Origin of the sequence: Microcystis sp. LE19-41.2A (assembly GCF_027530405.1) — a bacterium.
Classification (GTDB): domain Bacteria; phylum Cyanobacteriota; class Cyanobacteriia; order Cyanobacteriales; family Microcystaceae; genus Microcystis; species Microcystis aeruginosa.
In genome coordinates, this window is sequence record NZ_JAPZQJ010000161.1 from 1 (window position 1) to 16983 (window position 16983).

A 16983-nucleotide genomic window follows, 5' to 3' on the forward strand; every position below is an offset into this window, starting at 1 on the left:
TTCTGAGATGGAGAGCTTTGTTGTAAACTAATCTTACACAGCCCAATGTGCGCCGCAATAGCGACTCTTGTTCGGGTGTTGGGTAAAATCGAAACGAGTAGGCTTTTTCCATGTCTCACATTTTAGCATATATTTCGTAAACGATGCTCATATTTAACAGTAAAGCCGTCGTAGAACGACGGGGTTTCAGACCCAAATTTTCGATGAAAAAATATATTGACAATCAAACCAATAAATGATGTAGGGGGATAAATCCCCTGTTGCCAGGGCTAGCATCCGTTAAAACGGATGGCTAACCCTCCCTGACGACTTTATGGTTTTCGGATTGCCAGTTTTCCAGGATATGGTTCACCGATTACCGGTCACTAATTAGGGCTGGCTGAATAAAGCTAAAAACCTTGTTGGGTAAGACTTTTAGACCTTTTGTCAATCAAAAAGTACTGGATATGGGAGTGATCGGGGGAAATTTAGGCACTTTTTCTCTGAAAATTAGGTAATTGGCCACCTCAAAACTGGTAAAACCCTACACCCTACCTGCCCCCCCGATGTCGGGGGGGTTGGGGGGCCACACCCTGCCACCAGGAAAAACTTTTTGCCGCAAACCCTACTTATTAGGTTGGGGAGTCATGCGTAGATAGGGTTTGATTTCTTCAACTCCTTTGGGGAATTTGCTACGAGCTTCTTCAGTGGGAATAGAGGGAACCACCACACAATCGCCGCCGTCGGTCCAGTTAGCGGGGGTAGCCACTTGATAGTTATCGGTGAGCTGCAGGGAGTCAATCACCCGCAGGATCTCGTTAAAATTGCGTCCCGTGCTGGCAGGATAGGTAATGGTTAAACGTAATTTTTTGTTGGGATCGATAATAAACACCGAACGTACCGTCAGATTATTGAGGGAATTGGGGTGAATCATGCCGTAGAGATCCGACACTTTGCGATCGCCATCGGCGATAATCGGATAGTTAACGGTAGTGTTTTGAGTTTCGTTGATGTCATTAATCCAACCCCGATGGGATTCGGCACTATCCACACTCAAAGCGATCACTTTCACATTACGTCGCTCAAATTCTGACTTAAGACTAGCCACCGTACCTAATTCCGTGGTACAAACGGGGGTATAATCAGCCGGGTGGGAGAACAGCACCACCCAGCTATCTCCTACCCACTGGTGAAAAGAAATCGGACCTTCACTAGAATCTTGTGTAAAATCTGGAACGATATCACCCAATTGGAGAGCCATAATTGTGTCTTCCTTATTATGTATTTCAAGACAAGCAACAGTCTATGATGCCATAGGAGTGCTGTTCGTCATTGATAATTTTAGGGATTTATAATAATTGGGTTAGGGGATAGGGGAATGAGGAAATGGGGGGAGTGGGGAGATAGGGAGATAGGGAAATTCAACTGTAGCAGCAGCCAGATGGCATCAGGAAAATCCTTGCCAGAAAAGGGTTTTAGCGATTTAGATTGTCCTAACCAACTTGTTTTTTGTGATCAAACCCCAAAACCGCAAAACCCTTCCCCTAGGGGGGCAAACTAGGTTATGATCTGGTCTAATGGCATGATATAACTTTTTTAACTAGCTATCAGCGTTCAGCTAATAGCTAGGCTGCGGTGGCAAATCCCAACTACCCACCCTATGCCTAGTCGGAAGGCTGACGGCTTCATTTCTTGTCCTGATCGTTAATTTGCCTTGGTTTTAGGAGACCACAACTGCAATGAAGAATCTTGTTCGTCTGCTGGCGGTAATTGCCTTGATTATCGGGAGTTTTTGGGGCAAAGTTCCCGCTCAAGCTCTCAATCTCACCTCGATCGCCCTTCCTTCTCTTCCTGTGGCGGTCTTAAATGCGGCCGATGCCAAACTAACTACAGAATTTGGGGCGAAAATCGACCTTAATAACAGTGATATTCGCGATTTCCGGGACTTGAGAGGGTTCTATCCCAATTTAGCTGGTAAAATCATCAAAAACGCCCCCTACGAAGAAGTGGAAGATGTCCTCAATATACCCGGACTCTCGGACACTCAAAAAGAGCGTTTACAGGCTAATCTAGAGAAATTCACCGTTACTGAGCCTTCTAAAGAATTTATCGAGGGTGATGACCGTTTTAACCCCGGAGTTTACTAAATCCAGTTAATTACGGTTTTAAAAAAATTTCTAGGTGGGCGATCGCTCACCTTTTTCAGTGATTAGCGTCTGAAGGCAAGAGGCAAAAGGCAAGAGGCAAAAGAAAGAATCTGGCATACTGCCCCAAGCTAAAAACTGGCGATTTTTGCCAGAACTATAGAGAAATGAAATGCTAGAATAAATAGAATTTATCAATTAACTCCTACATGGTCGTTTCCTCGCAACTGCCGAGTTATCAAGATGTTTTAGTGGTGGGATCGGGAGCGGCGGGATTGTATGCCGCACTGTGTTTACCCCCTAACTTAAAGGTGGGTTTAATTACCAAAGAAGATTTAAAAACTGGGGCTAGTGATTGGGCGCAGGGAGGAATTGCGGCAGCCACCTCCCCGGCAGATTCCCCCGTTTTCCATTTAGAAGATACCCTAAAAGCCGGAGCGGGCTTATGCGATCGCTATGCCGTACAGTTTTTAGTCGAGAAGGCCCCTCAAGCGATCGCTGATTTGCTGCGGTTGGGGGTTAGTTTTGATCGCTCCGGAGACGACTTAGCCCGCACTCTTGAGGCTGCCCATTCCCAGGCCCGGGTGCTGCACGCGGCTGATCGCACGGGGAGAGCGATCGTCAGTACCCTGATGGAAAAAGTGGTCGAACGCCCCAATATTACCATTATTCCCCAAGCGATCGCCCTGAAACTCTGGCTTGACCCGGAAGGGCAACGCTGTCAAGGTATTTGTTTACTCCATCAAGATCATCTCTGTTGGCTGCGAGCGCAAGCAGTCATTCTGGCTACGGGAGGCGGCGGTCAAGTCTATGCCCAAACCACTAATCCCGCCGTTAGCACGGGGGATGGAGTCGCCCTGGCTTGGCGTGCCGGGGCAGTGATTCGCGACCTGGAATTTTTTCAGTTTCACCCCACCGCTTTGACTGTGCCGGGGGCGCCGCGGTTTTTAATTAGTGAAGCGGTGCGCGGCGAAGGAGCGCATTTAATTGATGACCGGGGGCGGCGTTTTGCCTTCGATTACCATCCGGCCGGAGAATTGGCCCCCCGGGATGTGGTGAGTCGGGCGATTTTTAGCCATTTGCAGAAAACCTCCGACGATCCCGCCCATGCCAAAGTATATCTAGATTTAAGACCGATCGAACCGGATCGTCTGCGTTATCGTTTCCCCAATATTATCCGCATCTGTCAAAAATGGGGCATTAATGTGTTTGAAGATGTGATTCCCGTTGCCCCCGCCGCTCACTATTGGATGGGAGGAGTGGCTACCGATTTAAACGCCCGCACTTCTCTACCCGGTTTGTATGCGATCGGCGAGGCGGCCAGTACGGGTGTTCACGGTGCTAATCGTTTAGCCAGTAATTCTCTTTTGGAATGTATTGTCTTTGCGGCAAGTTTAGTTGAAATAGGTCTAGAGCCAGAAAACTTGGTGGGGGAAAGACCAGAAAAACCCCTAGAAATCGCAGAAAATTGGCAGGAAGAACAGGAATACTGGCAAAAAGTACGCAGAGAATTACCGATTTTAATGTGGGAAAATGCGGGAATTTGCCGATTTCAAAATGAGTTAGAAACTGCTATCCTACGGGTGCAACAGTGGAAACAACAGTTAGAATCCTTAAAGATGGGCCAATTTCTCCAGAATCTTCTCCCCGACAAAGGACAATTATTTTTGTGTCCCTCGGTGCAGTTAGAAATAAGAATAGCGATCGAGACATTAAATCTTCTAGATATCGCTGACTTAATTCTGGAAAGTGCCTTATTGCGAGCAGAAAGCCGAGGCGGTCACTATCGGGGCGATTATCCAGAAACCGTAGCTAATTGGCAATTCCACACGACTATTCAAGGTCGAACGTGGCGTAAAACGCCTGTGCAAGCTTAATTAAGCCAGTTTTTCAGAGATAATCCCTAAGCTCTAAACAGTGGACTCTATCCTCGCTACTAGGAGCCTTACTATTCGCCCCACGCTCACCGGAGGCCTTTCCCAATCACCACCGTAGTCCATGACCTATCTCTGGAGTTAAGTGCTTTTCATTTACGGCTTTTAGGCTATCATACTTTTACCCTCCCCCCCCTAAACAGTTGCATTAATTCTATGATCAAACCCAATTTCCTATTTTTGTTAGCTATCGGTGTGAGCAGTTGGGGTCATCATTTTCAGGCTTTACCCAAGGCTAACGCTCAAACTCCCCCTAGGTTAGAGCAACCCCAGACTGTCGCCACTTACGATCAGTTGATGAAAGCTGGTTACGAAGCTACAGCCCAAAGAAATTACCAACTCGCCCTAGGAAAATTTCAACAAGCTCTGGCACAACGTCCGAACGATACATTTGCTCAAAATGCGATCGCTAATATCCAGAAGTATCTAGGTCAAACCGCCACGGCCGCCAACGCAGCCGCCAAAAACGAGACTTCACCAATACCGTTAATTGCTGGCTCGGCCTTGTTATCCATCGCTTTATTGGGAGTTTTACTATCGCTTTTCTTCCAATATCGTCCCAAGGGCAAAGCCTCAAAACGGCGCAAAAAGACAACTTACGTCAATCCTAAAAACCCACTCAACAACTTTTCTAGGGGCAATGGCAATTCCTTCGACGCGGACCCCAAAACGGGCAGTGACATTAATGGCAGTGGTGACGAGGATTTCGAGCCTTCTTTGCCCGTACAAGCTACCTCCCGCATCCCGAACGTAGATTTAATCCTGCGTTTAATTGAAAGTCTTCGTGATAACGATCCCCGTACCCGTAGACGGGCGGTTTGGAAGCTGGCACAGATGTCCGATTCTAGGGCAATGCAGCCTTTAGTCGATAGTATGGTGGATGGGGATTCCTACGAACGCAGTTTAACCCTAGAAGCTCTCGCTCAAATCTGTACCCGCTCCCTGCGACCGATGAACCAAGCTTTGGCTATCTCTCTCCAGGATAAAAATCCCCAAGTGCGGAAAAATGCTATCCGGGATTTAACCAGACTCTACGATATCATGTCTCAGATCAGTCAATTAATTTGTCATGCCCTCGATGATTCCGATGAGGAAGTGCAAGAAACAGCACGCTGGGCAATCAGACAGTTAAATCTGCAATTACCGCCCCGCTTAGATATTGCTCCCCTGGAAACCACTGGTGAACCGGAAGATGATGACGTACAGGATACTTCCTTCACTGAAACCACATCCACTGAGGTGCAAAATTGAGTGGAAAACTGTTATTTCTCTCCACCCCCGTGGGATTTTTGGGATCGGGGGACGGCGGTGGCCTAGAATTAACTCTTTATAATCTCGCTCGCACTCTGAATAAGCAAGGGTATGCGGTGCGGGTAGTGGCTCCAGAAGCCTCGCAATTGCATGATATTCCCTTAATCACTATAGCAGGAAATGCCCAGATTTCCGCCCAAAGTCAAGGCCGGCAAGCCCCGATTTTCATGCCCGAAAATGCCGTTTTGGCCAATATGTGGCACTACGCTCAACAAGTACAACATCAGTACGATTTAATTGTTAATTTTGCCTAGGATTGGCTGCCTTTTTATCTCACTCCTTTTTTTGCCACTCCCGTCGCCCATTTAGTCAGCATGGCTTCCGTTTCTTTGGCGATGGATCATATTATTCAAAAAACCTACCGCAGTTTTCCCCATTTACTCGCTTTTCACACCGTCGCCCAAGCAGAAACTTTCTCAATATCTCCCCCCTATCGCTGTTTGGCTAATGGTTTAGACGTATCTTTGTATCAGTTTCGGGCCGCTCCTTCCCCCTGTCTAGCCTGGGTGGGACGGATTGCCCCGGAAAAAGCTTGAGAAGATGCGATCGCCGCTTGTCAACAGTTGGGCGTAAGCTTTTACGCATTTAAGTTACATTGACAGCATTACCCTTATTTTTCAGTTTTCTACTCCATTTAATAATCAATCCCCCTTCATTTAAAAGCTGATTGACTACTTTTTCCAGTTCTTCTTTATTTTCAAATTCTCGATTAGCTATGTACTCTTTAGCGGAATGCCACACTAATTCTATTAGGTTGTAATCTGGACTATAAGCTGGTAAAAACTCTAGCCTAATATTGGGCAACTCTTTTTCCACCTGCTCAATAACATCTTTCTTTTTGTGATAACTAGCATTGTCTAATATGATGATAATTTTCGGTCTTTTTTCTCGAAAATCTTCGGGCAAATTTCCCAAGTTTATCCATTCTTGACGAATCTCTTCATGAAGTTTCTTTAATTGTTCATGGAAAGTCTCTGAATTTCCTTTTTTGATCATAAAACAGACTCTTTTTTTATCATTATATCTTAAGGCTCCCATCACATTCACCCTTCCTCTTTTTCTTTGTCCATTCACTTTTTTCGCTTTCCTTTTTTTGTCCAAGCTCTCCTTCTTATTACTCTCAAACTAAATCCACACTCATGAGGGGCTGTGTGGCGAACCTGCGTCGCCACCTTGAAAGCCCCGTCCCAAAACCATACCTGGATTGACTCTGGCTTTTCTTTCGCTAACTTTAAATATTCATCTAATTTTTCTTTAAATGCTTTTCTTAATTTCTTATCTTGCTTATCTTCTAGACTATATTTCGCCCAGATATACACATACTTTTTTCTTCTCAATATTCTTCTCACTTGCGAGCCACTCAGTTTAATTCCTGTTTCCTTTTCTAGATGCTCTGCTAATCTTGCCGCTGTCCATCTCCCGAATTCCTATCCAAATTCCTTCGGGTCTTCATCAACTATTTTTAATAGTAAATTAATATATTCCTCTGTGGCTTTTTTATGATTTCCATTTTTTCTCCCATCTTCTAGACTTTCTAAATTGTTAGGATCGCCGTGAACACACCAAGGGGCGACCGTTTTGAGTGAACAGCCAATAAAGTCAGCTATTTCTCGTTGAGTTTTTCCGTCGTTTAGCAAGAGAAACATTAAAATTCTTTCCCTAACCTCTGCTCTTTCTTCTTCTTTAAGAGCTTTTTGTAAGTTTTTCTTTTCTTCTAAGTCTAGGAAATCTTTGGCTGGCATAAGTAGGATTTTTCTCAAGTTACTATTTCTATTTTAGGTGGTTTAAGTGCGTTTTAGCTTATTCAGTTAAACTCAAGAGATGCTCTGGCGAATTTATTAAAAGATAACTTTACAGAATGGCTAAAAAAATATCAAACAAAATGGGAAGTTTTAATCAATACTTTAGAAAATAATCTTAAGCATCGATCACTAAATATTGCTCAAAAATCAACAGACAAAAATCCCTGCTTATTTGTTACCCTTACAGAAGAAAACAAATCTTTAATGCTGAGAGCTTGGATTGTTAAAGATATCAACAATTATCATCCCACAGAAAAAGAACCTCAAAAACGTGGAGAATATCAATCTTTAACCCCCAATGAAGGAATAAGTCTGGGCAATCATCTCCAAGAAAATGAATTGATTAATCACCTAAAAAAATTTAAACGAGAATCAGAACATATCTGTCAATCTTCCCTAGAAAAAGTTCAATTTTTTCTTCCCTATAGATTTATTGAAAAAGAGATTAAACCGATTGATTTATTTTCAATTGATGAAGTGGCAACAGCTACAGGCTGCGATCCTCATCATTGGGGAGTCGATCATGAGATAATCATGAGATTTTCAGAACGAATAACAGCCGAAAATATCAACAATCAACAAAGCTATTTATGGATCAAAAAATGCCAACTTTTTCGGAATATACAGCAGCAAAATCTGACCCAAATCTTAAAGTGTGAGGAAGAAATCCAAAAACTGATCGAATCAAACAATCAGCAAACAGTTATTTTTAAAAAACCTCTGGCAAATAATGACCATCCGAATAAAATACTCAAATATCATAAATTTAACAATGTTATCGGTTCAAGGTTAACTAATCTCAGTCAAGAAAACTCCTTAGAGTTAAAAAATATTCTAGCCATTTTATACGAAACTGGAATACCTTTATCTCTGTGGATACGACCGGATGCTAACCCAGAACTTAACTGTCAGGAAAAATTAGACCCTATCTGTCAATGTCCACTAGAGAAATTACCAGAAATAATTAAAAATAGACGTTCCGCCGCTTGGTTAGAAGATAATCATATTGGGAATCATCTATCATTACTTTGGGATGACTACCAGCTTGTTCCCCCCAACTATCCACTTTTGATGCCATAAATTGAACTATGACAGACTGGAAAAAATTTACAGGAAATCAAAAACCCACAGACGATTGGGAATTACCAGAACCCCCCAGCTGGCGACCTTTTGGCAAAGAAAAGCAACCGGGAGAAAGTCGTCGTAAGCATCGGGGAGAAACCTTTCTAGTGCGCGAAGAAGAAATTAAAATGGTCAATGCAGCCTTGTATTTACGGCGACCTTTATTAGTAACCGGCAAACCAGGGACAGGAAAGTCATCTCTTGCCTATAAAGTCGCCCAGGAATTAAAATTAGGAGAAGTATTATACTGGCCGATTACCACTCATACTACCCTAAAAGATGGACTTTATAACTATGATGCGATCGGTCGGTTACAGGAAGTTAAATTACTGGAACGAGAGCAAAAAGAATTAACCCCAGAAGAACGAAAAGACCAATTAAAACAGATTGAAAAATATATTACCCTTGGACCGTTGGGAACCGCACTATTAGAGTCAGAAAAGCCAAGAATACTGTTAATTGATGAAATTGATAAGAGTGATATCGATTTACCCAATGATTTACTCACCTTATTTGAAGAAGGACGCTTTGAAATCCCCGAATTAGTTAGGCTAAAAGAAGAAGTCCCAAGCTTTGAAGTACGAACTGCTTATACCGATACAACCGACATTACCCAGAAAGATATAAAAACACCTATAAATGATGGTTTAGTTATCTGTAAGGCTTTTCCTTTTGTGATTTTAACTAGCAATGGAGAACGAGACTTTCCCCCACCTTTTTTGCGTCGTTGTCTCCGTTTAACCATGAAAGAGCCGGAAAAACCCGACTTAATTAAAATAATTGAGGCCCATTTAGAAGAAACAATTGCTAATAATCCAGACATCGACAAACTGATTGATAACTTCATTCAAAAGCGCAGTTCACAAACCCTAGCCACGGATCAATTACTTAATGCTATTTTTATGGTCAAAAAAGGAGCTATATCAACTACAGATGACCTGATTAATCAACTTTTGAAAGATTTGGGGAGGGTAGAAGATGAGTGAATCCCCATCCAATTCATCAATTAAAAAACTATTAGATTATCTAGAGCAAACAGGACTACTAGAACGGTTACAACTCAGTGATGAAGATGTAGCTGATAGTATCTGGTTGGCCTTACAAATGGGTGTTGAAGACTTGCAATCACCGCCAATATTTCCAGAAAATAAACAGCCAATAGATTCATCAAATTCTAATCAAATAGAGGAAAATTTAGAGAATATTCCAGAAGATAACCTATCAAAATCCCAGCCAAATGTCGATGTTATTACCGAAGAATCTCTCCCCAAAGAAATAGAAAAACCCACCCCAATCCAAGGCTTTCCTTTTCAAGTTCCTGCTGCTCCGGCACTACAGACAGCACTCCCGATTAGTCGCGCTTTGCGTCCTTTCATGGGAAAAGTTCCCTCAGGGACTAAAACGATTTTAGATGAAGAAGCAACCGCTTCTTTTATTGCAGAAAGGGATATTTGGCTACCCGTGACTAAACCCCAACCGGAACGCTGGTTAACCCTCGAATTAGTAGTAGAAGAATCTAGATCCTCTTTCATTTGGCGAGAATTAATTAATGAGTTACAAAATCTCTTAGAAAATCAAGGAGCATTTAAAACCGTCAGAGTTTGGCAACTATCAACCTCAAATAATCAAGAATTACAGTTAGTAAGACGCAGAAAAAAAGGTAAAGCGGGACAACGTTATCACCCCCATAAAGAACTTATTCATCCCAGGGGACGGGGATTAGTTTTGCTAGTAAGTGATTGTGTTTCTCCTCTCTGGCAAAAAGCCTTAATTCATCCTTGGTTAAAAGATTGGTCAGAAAAACAACCCACCGCTATTCTGCAACTTTTCCCCGAAAGATTATGGAATAGTACCCAACTAGGACGAGGACGTAAACTCTTCACCACTGCTTTAACTGCCGGGGTTCCCAATCCGAAATTAATCTTAAAAAATTATCCCCAATGGCTACCGATTAACTGGCAAAATACCCTTCTTATTCCCGTAATCACGTTAGAAATAGAAGTCCTCAAACAATGGGCAAAAGTTGTCGCCGGGTCAGGTAATGCTCAGATTTCTGCTTTTTTATTTGATTTAGAATTTATTAAACAACAAATTATTGAAATTCCCCCTATGTCCAGAGAGGAAAATAAGCAAGACAGCGAAGATAAAAACAGCATCAAAAATAAAGCCGAGGCAATGGTCGAGCGATTTTTTGCCACCGCGTCAGAACCGGCCAAAAAACTAGCAAAAATGATGGCAGCTGCCCCGGTAAGTATGCAGGTGGTCAATCTTATTCGTAAAACTCTTTTAAACGAAGTGCGTCCCGTTCATGTGGCAGAATTTTATATGGGAGGTTTATTAAAACCGATTGTAGAAAATGAAGAAGGACAGTATCGAGTCTATGACTTTTTACCCGGGGTACGTCAAGTCTTAAATGATGCTATCGGTAGGCGACAAACTATCAAGGTACTCGATGCTATTTCCCAATATATTGCTGGGGAAATTAAAAGTCCTATCCGCAGTTTTGCCGCTTTATTAACCCTATTACCCACCTATCCCCCAGAACAAAGAGAAAAAATTCTTCCCTTCGCTCAAGTCAGCATCGAAGTCTTACGCAATCTGGGGGGAGAATACGCAGAATTCGCCGAAGAAATCGCCGTTAATATCTCCAATCCCCTTCCAATCCCTCAATCCTCGCCACCTCCCTTAAAAACCCGTACCTTTGAATTTACCCTAGCAACCATAGAACGTCAGTCTCAAAGTCGTTTTGAACCAGAAAAATGGGTAATCAAAAAGGAAAAAAGGCAAGCAGAAGGCATTGTCGAAAAACTAGCCGAGGGAGTCGAATTGGAATTGATGGAAATCCCCGGCGGCACATTTATGATGGGAACCGAAGACGAGGAAATTGCAAGACTGGTGAAAAAATTTGGTTGGGATGGATTTAGACGAGAAAAACCCCCACACCCAGTAACCGTTTCCTCTTTCTACATGGGACGTTATCCTATCACCCAAGCTCAGTGGCAAGCTATCGCCGCAACCGCTAAAATAGACATCGACCTAGAGACAAACCCTTCTCACTTTAAAGGGGATGAGCTACCCGTAGAAAGAGTCAACTGGTATGAAGCAACGGAAGTCTGTAAACGACTATCAAGGGAAACAAAACGGGAGTATCGGCTACCGAGTGAGGCAGAATGGGAATATGCCTGTAGAGCGGGGACAACAACCGCCTTTCACTTTGGGGAAACGATAACGGCAGATTTAGCTAACTATCGAGGTACTGAAACCTATGCCGATGAACCCACAGGAAGATATCGACGTAAAACAACCCCAGTGGGCTATTTTCAGGTAGCTAACGCCTTTGGGTTGTACGATATGCACGGAAACGTTTGGGAATGGTGTGCCGATACCTGGCACGATAACTATGATGGTGCGCCGACGGATGGCAGTGCTTGGATGGAAAATGGGAATGATAATCCTTCTCCATTGCGGGGCAGTTCTTGGTACGACAATCCAAATCTCTGCCGTTCCGCTTTCCGCTACGACAGCAGCCGCCGCAACGACTACTTCGACTACGGTTTTCGGGTGGTGTGCGGTGCTGGGAGGACCCTGTAACCCTTTTTCTCTTTCTTTCCCTTTTTTTCCCTCATTCCCTTTTCTGGAATTTTTTTGGGCAAGCTATAGTACAAGCGCATTAGTTTAGGAGTTATACTAAATCTGGTTATTTGGGTTCTCCCCCCTGCTCCCCTTGATAAGGGGGGTGTCGATCCCCCCTGCCCCCCGGGATAAGGGGGGTGTCCATGAGCAGAAAACGGGTTTCTCGGAGAAACCCGTTTTCTGTGCTGAAAAAGTACGGGCGAAGCATTCGGATAGAAAATCTCCGGTTTCACCGATAGGTTATTGCCCGAATGCTTCGCCCCTACAGGACGCGGGCCGATGAAGACGCGAGGTTTTGAACGACGATTCTCTCAAAATCTTGCACCTGTTTCGCGAGAAAAGCCCCAAAACCTTTACTTTGCCTACATTTCAAATTTATTCAGCAAACCCTATCTAGCCGGTCTGAGATTAACCCTAGCCAAACTCATCCAACGCTCGCAAAGTTGGGAAGCGCACCTAGTCCAGGGCGATACCCACCGACTACGGCGGGATATCTTCGATTCTTACGAATTCACCAGAATATCGGATATTGTTGTGATCGCCGTCGTTCACTCACCGAAATACAGGTGAACCCGATTGCTCGTCCAGGTTGCCACCCCCGTGCCGAAAAAATCCGCGTCTTCCGTCCAGATCGGGCATTCCAGCAATAAAGCCAGCGCCACGACTGGCCAATCGTCCACATCCCGCGCGGCGATGCGTTTTCTAGCCTCCCCTTCGTAAGAAGCGTACAGGCTGTTATCCACGATCCGCACCCAACCGGTCAAACCTTCCAAGACTGCCATCGCGTCCTCGCTCCCTAGGTCGCGTTTCTCGAAAAGAATCGGTAAATATCGTCTTGCGTCGGCGTAACAGCGATCGGTCGTAAAAAAATCTACCGTGGGAGCGAACCGAGCGATCATCTCCCGTACCTTTTTCCCCAACACGGCACGGATGAGAATATTGGCATCCAGAACGATTCTTTTCGTCATAGCAGAAAGCCTAACGCTCGCCTTCCCGGAGTTGACGGAATTCGCGAACGAGCGCATCTTCAGAAAGTCCCTGTTCGCGTAAAAGCGCATCCAACCTCTCGGCGGCGCGTTTTAACCCGTCGATCTCCGCTTCCGATGGCTCCGGTCGTGCCGGTAAGAAATAACCCACCGTCTGACCCTGGCAAGTGACGGCGATGGGAGTAGTAGAACTCAAATATTTGGCGAGATGATCCCGGAATTCTCCCATTCCGATTTTTTCTAGCATAGACTATTGCTTTTCCCGCTTGTGTACTGTTGTGTACATAATTTTAGCAGAAAAATCTGTAGGCCGGGTGCAACCCAAAAGCCAGCTTCTTGGAGACGTTCAAAGGTTACTCTTGAACTACTCTCAACGGAATTGAGAGTAGTTCACTTCATCAGCTACAGCAGAAGCTTTTTTTCTTGAGGAAGCTGAAGAAAAGTTGTTAAGACAGTTTCTTCAAGATTAGCCATTTGTTTAATTTTCTTCCAGTGTAGATATAGATATTTATATTATAACCAACCATCACCTAATATAGCCCAAATTTACTGAGTAGATAAAAACAAACTTGAGTCAACGTGAAAAAACTGTCCTAACTTTACAGCTTGTTTTTCTGTTATTATTTGTTGGCCAATAAGAATATCAGAAACTATTGTTTTTGAACCTAGTATATTTGATAAATCTTTTTTTTGTAAGTTGTTAGCTTCCATGAGTTCCCAGAGTATTGAATCGGGTTCTGATTCTTCAAGGGGATAATTATCTTGTTCGTATTTTTCGATTAAAGTCAAGAGTAAATTTAACAAGGTGGTTTCTTCTAGACTGCGATTTTCTCGATGAGATAAGGCCTCAGCTAGGTTAATAGCCTGTTCGTTTTCTGCATCGTTTTCTATCACTTTTGGTAGATACTCGGCTAGTAACCTTCCGTAGGTATCACGGTTTAAAGTAAGGGTCATTTTTCCACTCATCTTTGTCATACTCTGCGTGAGTCAAAATGTACTTGATGTAAATTACTTGGTCTTTGTAAACGCTATCTACAATTAGACGATAGGGATTACCTTTGATATTAAAGACCGTGAAATTACCAACAGCTTCTGCTTGAGAATACACAGCTTGAACTTCAGCCAGGTTTTTCCACTCTGCTTTACTAGCAATTTTATACCAAGTATTAATGGCATTAACAGCCTCGGCGTGTTTTCCAGAAAATTGCCGCAGTTTTGTACGGCTGATGATGTGCATATTCTTATTGATTTAGAATAGCTATTGTATTCTAGTTTATCATAGCCTTATTTGCGCCACCAACCCGATGTCGGGGGGGCAGGGGGGGTGAGGGCGATTAACCATTTCTGCCATTACTTATGAAAAATGGTATTATCCAACAGAGTTTTTAGATTTATTCAGCAAACCCTAATTACAAACACTTACTTAACATCATTTTACCGTTACCCGTTCCCTTAATCTTACTTTCAGATCGCCAATCAGCAACGAATCGGGAGAGTTTGCTGATAGCCAAGGGCTAAGAGATGACAGAGTTGGTGATATAGTAACTAAAGATCACACTTAAATCTAACCTTGCCATAGATGCACAAATCTCGAATCTGGCAACCCCAAAAATCTCCCGTCTCTAACATCAGTTTTAGCGATGAAATGAGGTAAGAATTTTGACGAAAATACTTAGCGATCGCATGGCCGTTTATCTGCTCATCGGTGGACTCCTGTTTAGAATAATCATCGCCTTGGGGCTTTATCCCGGTTACGATGAAGCCTATTATTACGTTTACAGCCATAATCTAGATTGGAGTTATTTCGATCATCCGCCAATAGTAGCGATTTCCACGGGTTTTGGGACTTGGATCACCGGATTAGTCAATCAATTTACCATTCGCTTCGGGACTCTCCTGCTCTATACTGGCAGCCTCTGCTTGCTGTATCTGACGGCTTTAAAATTGTTCAGTCTGCCGGTCGCCAGAATGACTTTAGCGATCGCCACCCTCATCCCCATCTATGGGATCGTCTTCGGGATTCTTTCGCAGCCAGATAGTCCTTTAATCTTTTTTTGGTCATTAACAGTCTATTTAGCTGCCCAAGAATTCTGGCCAATTCGGGAAAAAAACTATCATCCTAGCTATCGTCTCGCTTATATTGGACTTGCCGTAGGATTGGCGGTTTTAAGTAAATATCACGGCTTTATTTTGGGCTTTGGTTTAGTTTTATTTTGTCTGACCACTCCCCGCTATTGGCCTGTATTTAGATCGCCCTGGTTAGGATTAGGATTTATTCTCTTTTTGATAACTTTATTGCCGATTATCTACTGGAATATTAACCATGATTGGATTTCCTTTCGCTTTCATTTAGAAGACCGTTTTTCTGGAGAACCCAAAACCTTTAATATTCTTGGTATTCTCTCGGTTGTTGGCATTAGTATCGCCACGATGTTTCCTCCTTTCGGTCTGCCGATGTGGTGGGTGACATTTAAAAGCTTTGCCGAACAAATTCCTAACTTTATCTCGAAAAAAAGATTTTTTCATCGAGAAGAAGAATCAGTAAAAAAATGGTTAATTCTCTCGGTTTCTCTGCCTTTAATCCTGGGAATGCTTTATGTGGGTGCTTCCCATTATCTCGCCCCTAGTTGGATTTTACCCGGGTTCTGGTCCGGCACAATTTTATTAGGAGAAAAGGCCAATACTTGGCAGCAATCTTCTCGAATCTGGGTAAAAAGATGGTTATGGGGGTCAGGAATTTTTATCGTTACTATTTTATCTATAGCAATGCTTCACGTTACTTTTGGCACTTTCCAAAAACCTAGTCAATACGCAATTTTTGGGGGAATTATTGCCCCAGAACAGGACCCTTCTCGGGAAATTGTCGATATCGATCAACTGCGCCAAGGCTTTGCTAATTCTCCGGAATTATTAGCACTCTTAAAAGATTCTAGCTTCGTTTTTACCCATAATTTTTATGTGACCGCATGGCTAGATATGGCCCTTTATCCCCTAGTTCCTATTCCCGTCACCTGTTTTAACAACGATCAAAGGGGTTATCAAATTTGGTTTAATCCTCAAGAATGGATCGGTAAAAATGGTTTATTAATTACTACAAATAGTTCTCTAGAAAGACCGGAAATAATCGATCGCTACCGTCCCTATTTCCAAGATATAACTAAAGTAGCTGTCATTCCGATCAAGCGCGGTGGTGTCACCATCGAACAATTTCATGTTTACCAAGCTAAAGGACTAATTAAAACTTATCCTTAAAGCAGTTATAGCGGATAGGGGATAGATCAATTAGTTCATCAATACTCCTGATTTCTATCTCCTGAATTTTGTAAACTTTTTTACTTTTTGCTTGATAAATATGTCCATTCATCGAGTCCGTATTGCTAGAGATAAAGGGGAATTTGTCCAGTCCTTAGTTAATTTTAATCAGGGAATTGGACCCTTTCAAACCTATGCTGATGTCATCGCTTTTGCGGCGGCTTTAGGGGTAAAATATCAGGAGAGGGTGGCGATAGAAAATGTAGCGAAGGAACCCTCACCTATTAACCTGGAAATTTTTATTTCTCGTGGCTACGATACCCTAATCAAATTATTGGCAGTCAATGAATTCCAAGACACGAAAATTCTTTCTCCCCACGGGGTAGATTCGGAAGCTTTGCGAGTGACAATTTTCGAGGAATATGCCAACGCCGGTTTAGCAAGATTAGAACGAGAATTGCGCGGTGCGGTGGATTATACTGAAAGATTATTGTTAATTATCAGTCAGGAACGTTTTCGAGAAATTACTGCCACAACGGAATTCGATTTAGGCAGATTTTTGTAGTAGAAATCTTATCCCTAACTCTCCTGACTCCTAACCCCACCAATAAACTTTTTCAGCAGACCCTACTTAGGGTTTGCTGAATAAATCTAAAAACCTTGTTGGGTAAGACTTTTAGACTTTTTGTCAATCAAAAAGTACCGGGCATGGGAGTGATCAGGGGGAAAATTCCTGGACTTTTTCCCTGAAAATTAGGTAATTGGCCCCCTCAAAACCGGTAAAACCCCACACCCCACACCCCACACCCCACACCCTGCC

14 protein-coding genes and 2 pseudogenes are annotated in these 16983 nt (G+C 43.1%); 9 read left to right on the forward strand and 7 right to left on the reverse strand.

The annotated features are described in order from the left end of the window. Both O9290_RS06885 and O9290_RS06890 read right to left on the reverse strand, forming a co-directional pair. The coding region (locus O9290_RS06885) for a helix-turn-helix domain-containing protein (protein WP_288054760.1) at nt 1-112 on the reverse strand (112 nt) is incomplete at its 3' end. Between the two features lie 492 nt (nt 113-604). Next, entirely contained in the window at nt 605-1240 is a 636-nt protein-coding gene (locus tag O9290_RS06890) for a peroxiredoxin (RefSeq protein ID WP_002761158.1), read from the reverse strand. Between the two features lie 478 nt (nt 1241-1718). Between O9290_RS06890 and psbU the strand changes: the two genes are divergently transcribed. The 4 genes and pseudogenes from psbU to O9290_RS28125 all read left to right on the forward strand — a co-directional run. Next, the gene (gene psbU, locus O9290_RS06895) at nt 1719-2126 is read left to right on the forward strand and encodes a photosystem II complex extrinsic protein PsbU (protein WP_012266475.1); all 408 of its coding nucleotides are present in this window, start codon (nt 1719-1721) and stop codon (nt 2124-2126) included. A 206-nt stretch (nt 2127-2332) separates the two neighbouring features. Beyond that, nucleotides 2333-4000: an L-aspartate oxidase gene (gene nadB / locus O9290_RS06900; protein WP_288059768.1), complete on the forward strand. Its 1668-nt coding sequence runs from the start codon at nt 2333-2335 to the stop codon at nt 3998-4000. Nucleotides 4001-4213: 213 nt separating this feature from the next. Beyond that, nucleotides 4214-5308 (forward strand): HEAT repeat domain-containing protein, encoded by a 1095-nt coding sequence (locus O9290_RS06905; RefSeq protein ID WP_002761164.1) that lies wholly within the window; start codon nt 4214-4216, stop codon nt 5306-5308. After that, nucleotides 5305-5901: pseudogene (locus tag O9290_RS28125) on the forward strand (glycosyltransferase); the annotation flags it as partial. The gene O9290_RS06905 and the pseudogene O9290_RS28125, both read left to right, overlap by 4 nt. Before the next feature lie 52 nt (nt 5902-5953). On the opposite strand, the pseudogene O9290_RS06920 reads toward O9290_RS28125, so the two are convergent. After that, nucleotides 5954-7110 (reverse strand): annotated as a pseudogene (locus tag O9290_RS06920) (IS630-like element ISMae23 family transposase). A gap of 264 nt (nt 7111-7374) precedes the next feature. Between O9290_RS06920 and O9290_RS06925 the strand changes: the two are divergent. From O9290_RS06925 to O9290_RS06935, 3 genes are read left to right on the forward strand one after another with little or no spacing between them, the layout of a single operon-like run. Continuing rightward, complete coding sequence (locus tag O9290_RS06925; RefSeq protein WP_288055854.1) at nt 7375-8250, forward strand: VMAP-C domain-containing protein; 876 nt, start codon at nt 7375-7377, stop codon at nt 8248-8250. An 8-nt stretch (nt 8251-8258) separates the two neighbouring features. Next, nucleotides 8259-9278 (forward strand): AAA family ATPase, encoded by a 1020-nt coding sequence (locus O9290_RS06930; RefSeq protein ID WP_288055853.1) that lies wholly within the window; start codon nt 8259-8261, stop codon nt 9276-9278. Next, the gene (locus O9290_RS06935; RefSeq protein ID WP_288055852.1) at nt 9271-11883 is read left to right on the forward strand and encodes a formylglycine-generating enzyme family protein; all 2613 of its coding nucleotides are present in this window, start codon (nt 9271-9273) and stop codon (nt 11881-11883) included. Before O9290_RS06930 ends, O9290_RS06935 begins: the two co-directional genes overlap by 8 nt. 590 nt (nt 11884-12473) lie before the next feature. Here O9290_RS06935 and O9290_RS06940 read toward each other — a convergent pair. From O9290_RS06940 to O9290_RS06955, 4 genes are all read right to left on the reverse strand, one after another. Beyond that, nucleotides 12474-12893 (reverse strand): PIN domain-containing protein, encoded by a 420-nt coding sequence (locus O9290_RS06940; protein WP_004269015.1) that lies wholly within the window; start codon nt 12891-12893, stop codon nt 12474-12476. 10 nt (nt 12894-12903) lie between these two features. Beyond that, the gene (locus tag O9290_RS06945) at nt 12904-13158 is read right to left on the reverse strand and encodes a hypothetical protein (protein ID WP_002782656.1); all 255 of its coding nucleotides are present in this window, start codon (nt 13156-13158) and stop codon (nt 12904-12906) included. Nucleotides 13159-13457: 299 nt separating this feature from the next. Beyond that, entirely contained in the window at nt 13458-13877 is a 420-nt protein-coding gene (locus tag O9290_RS06950; RefSeq protein WP_288055171.1) for a helix-turn-helix domain-containing protein, read from the reverse strand. Continuing rightward, nucleotides 13843-14148, reverse strand: coding sequence for a type II toxin-antitoxin system HigB family toxin (locus O9290_RS06955; RefSeq protein ID WP_002782659.1), 306 nt, complete (start codon nt 14146-14148; stop codon nt 13843-13845). Before O9290_RS06955 ends, O9290_RS06950 begins: the two co-directional genes overlap by 35 nt. A gap of 422 nt (nt 14149-14570) precedes the next feature. Between O9290_RS06955 and O9290_RS06960 the strand changes: the two genes are divergently transcribed. Both O9290_RS06960 and O9290_RS06965 read left to right on the forward strand, forming a co-directional pair. Beyond that, complete coding sequence (locus O9290_RS06960) at nt 14571-16163, forward strand: ArnT family glycosyltransferase (RefSeq protein WP_288055169.1); 1593 nt, start codon at nt 14571-14573, stop codon at nt 16161-16163. A 100-nt stretch (nt 16164-16263) separates the two neighbouring features. Continuing rightward, the gene (locus O9290_RS06965) at nt 16264-16728 is read left to right on the forward strand and encodes a DNA phosphorothioation-associated protein 4 (RefSeq protein WP_002760679.1); all 465 of its coding nucleotides are present in this window, start codon (nt 16264-16266) and stop codon (nt 16726-16728) included. Nucleotides 16729-16983 lie beyond the last annotated feature (255 nt).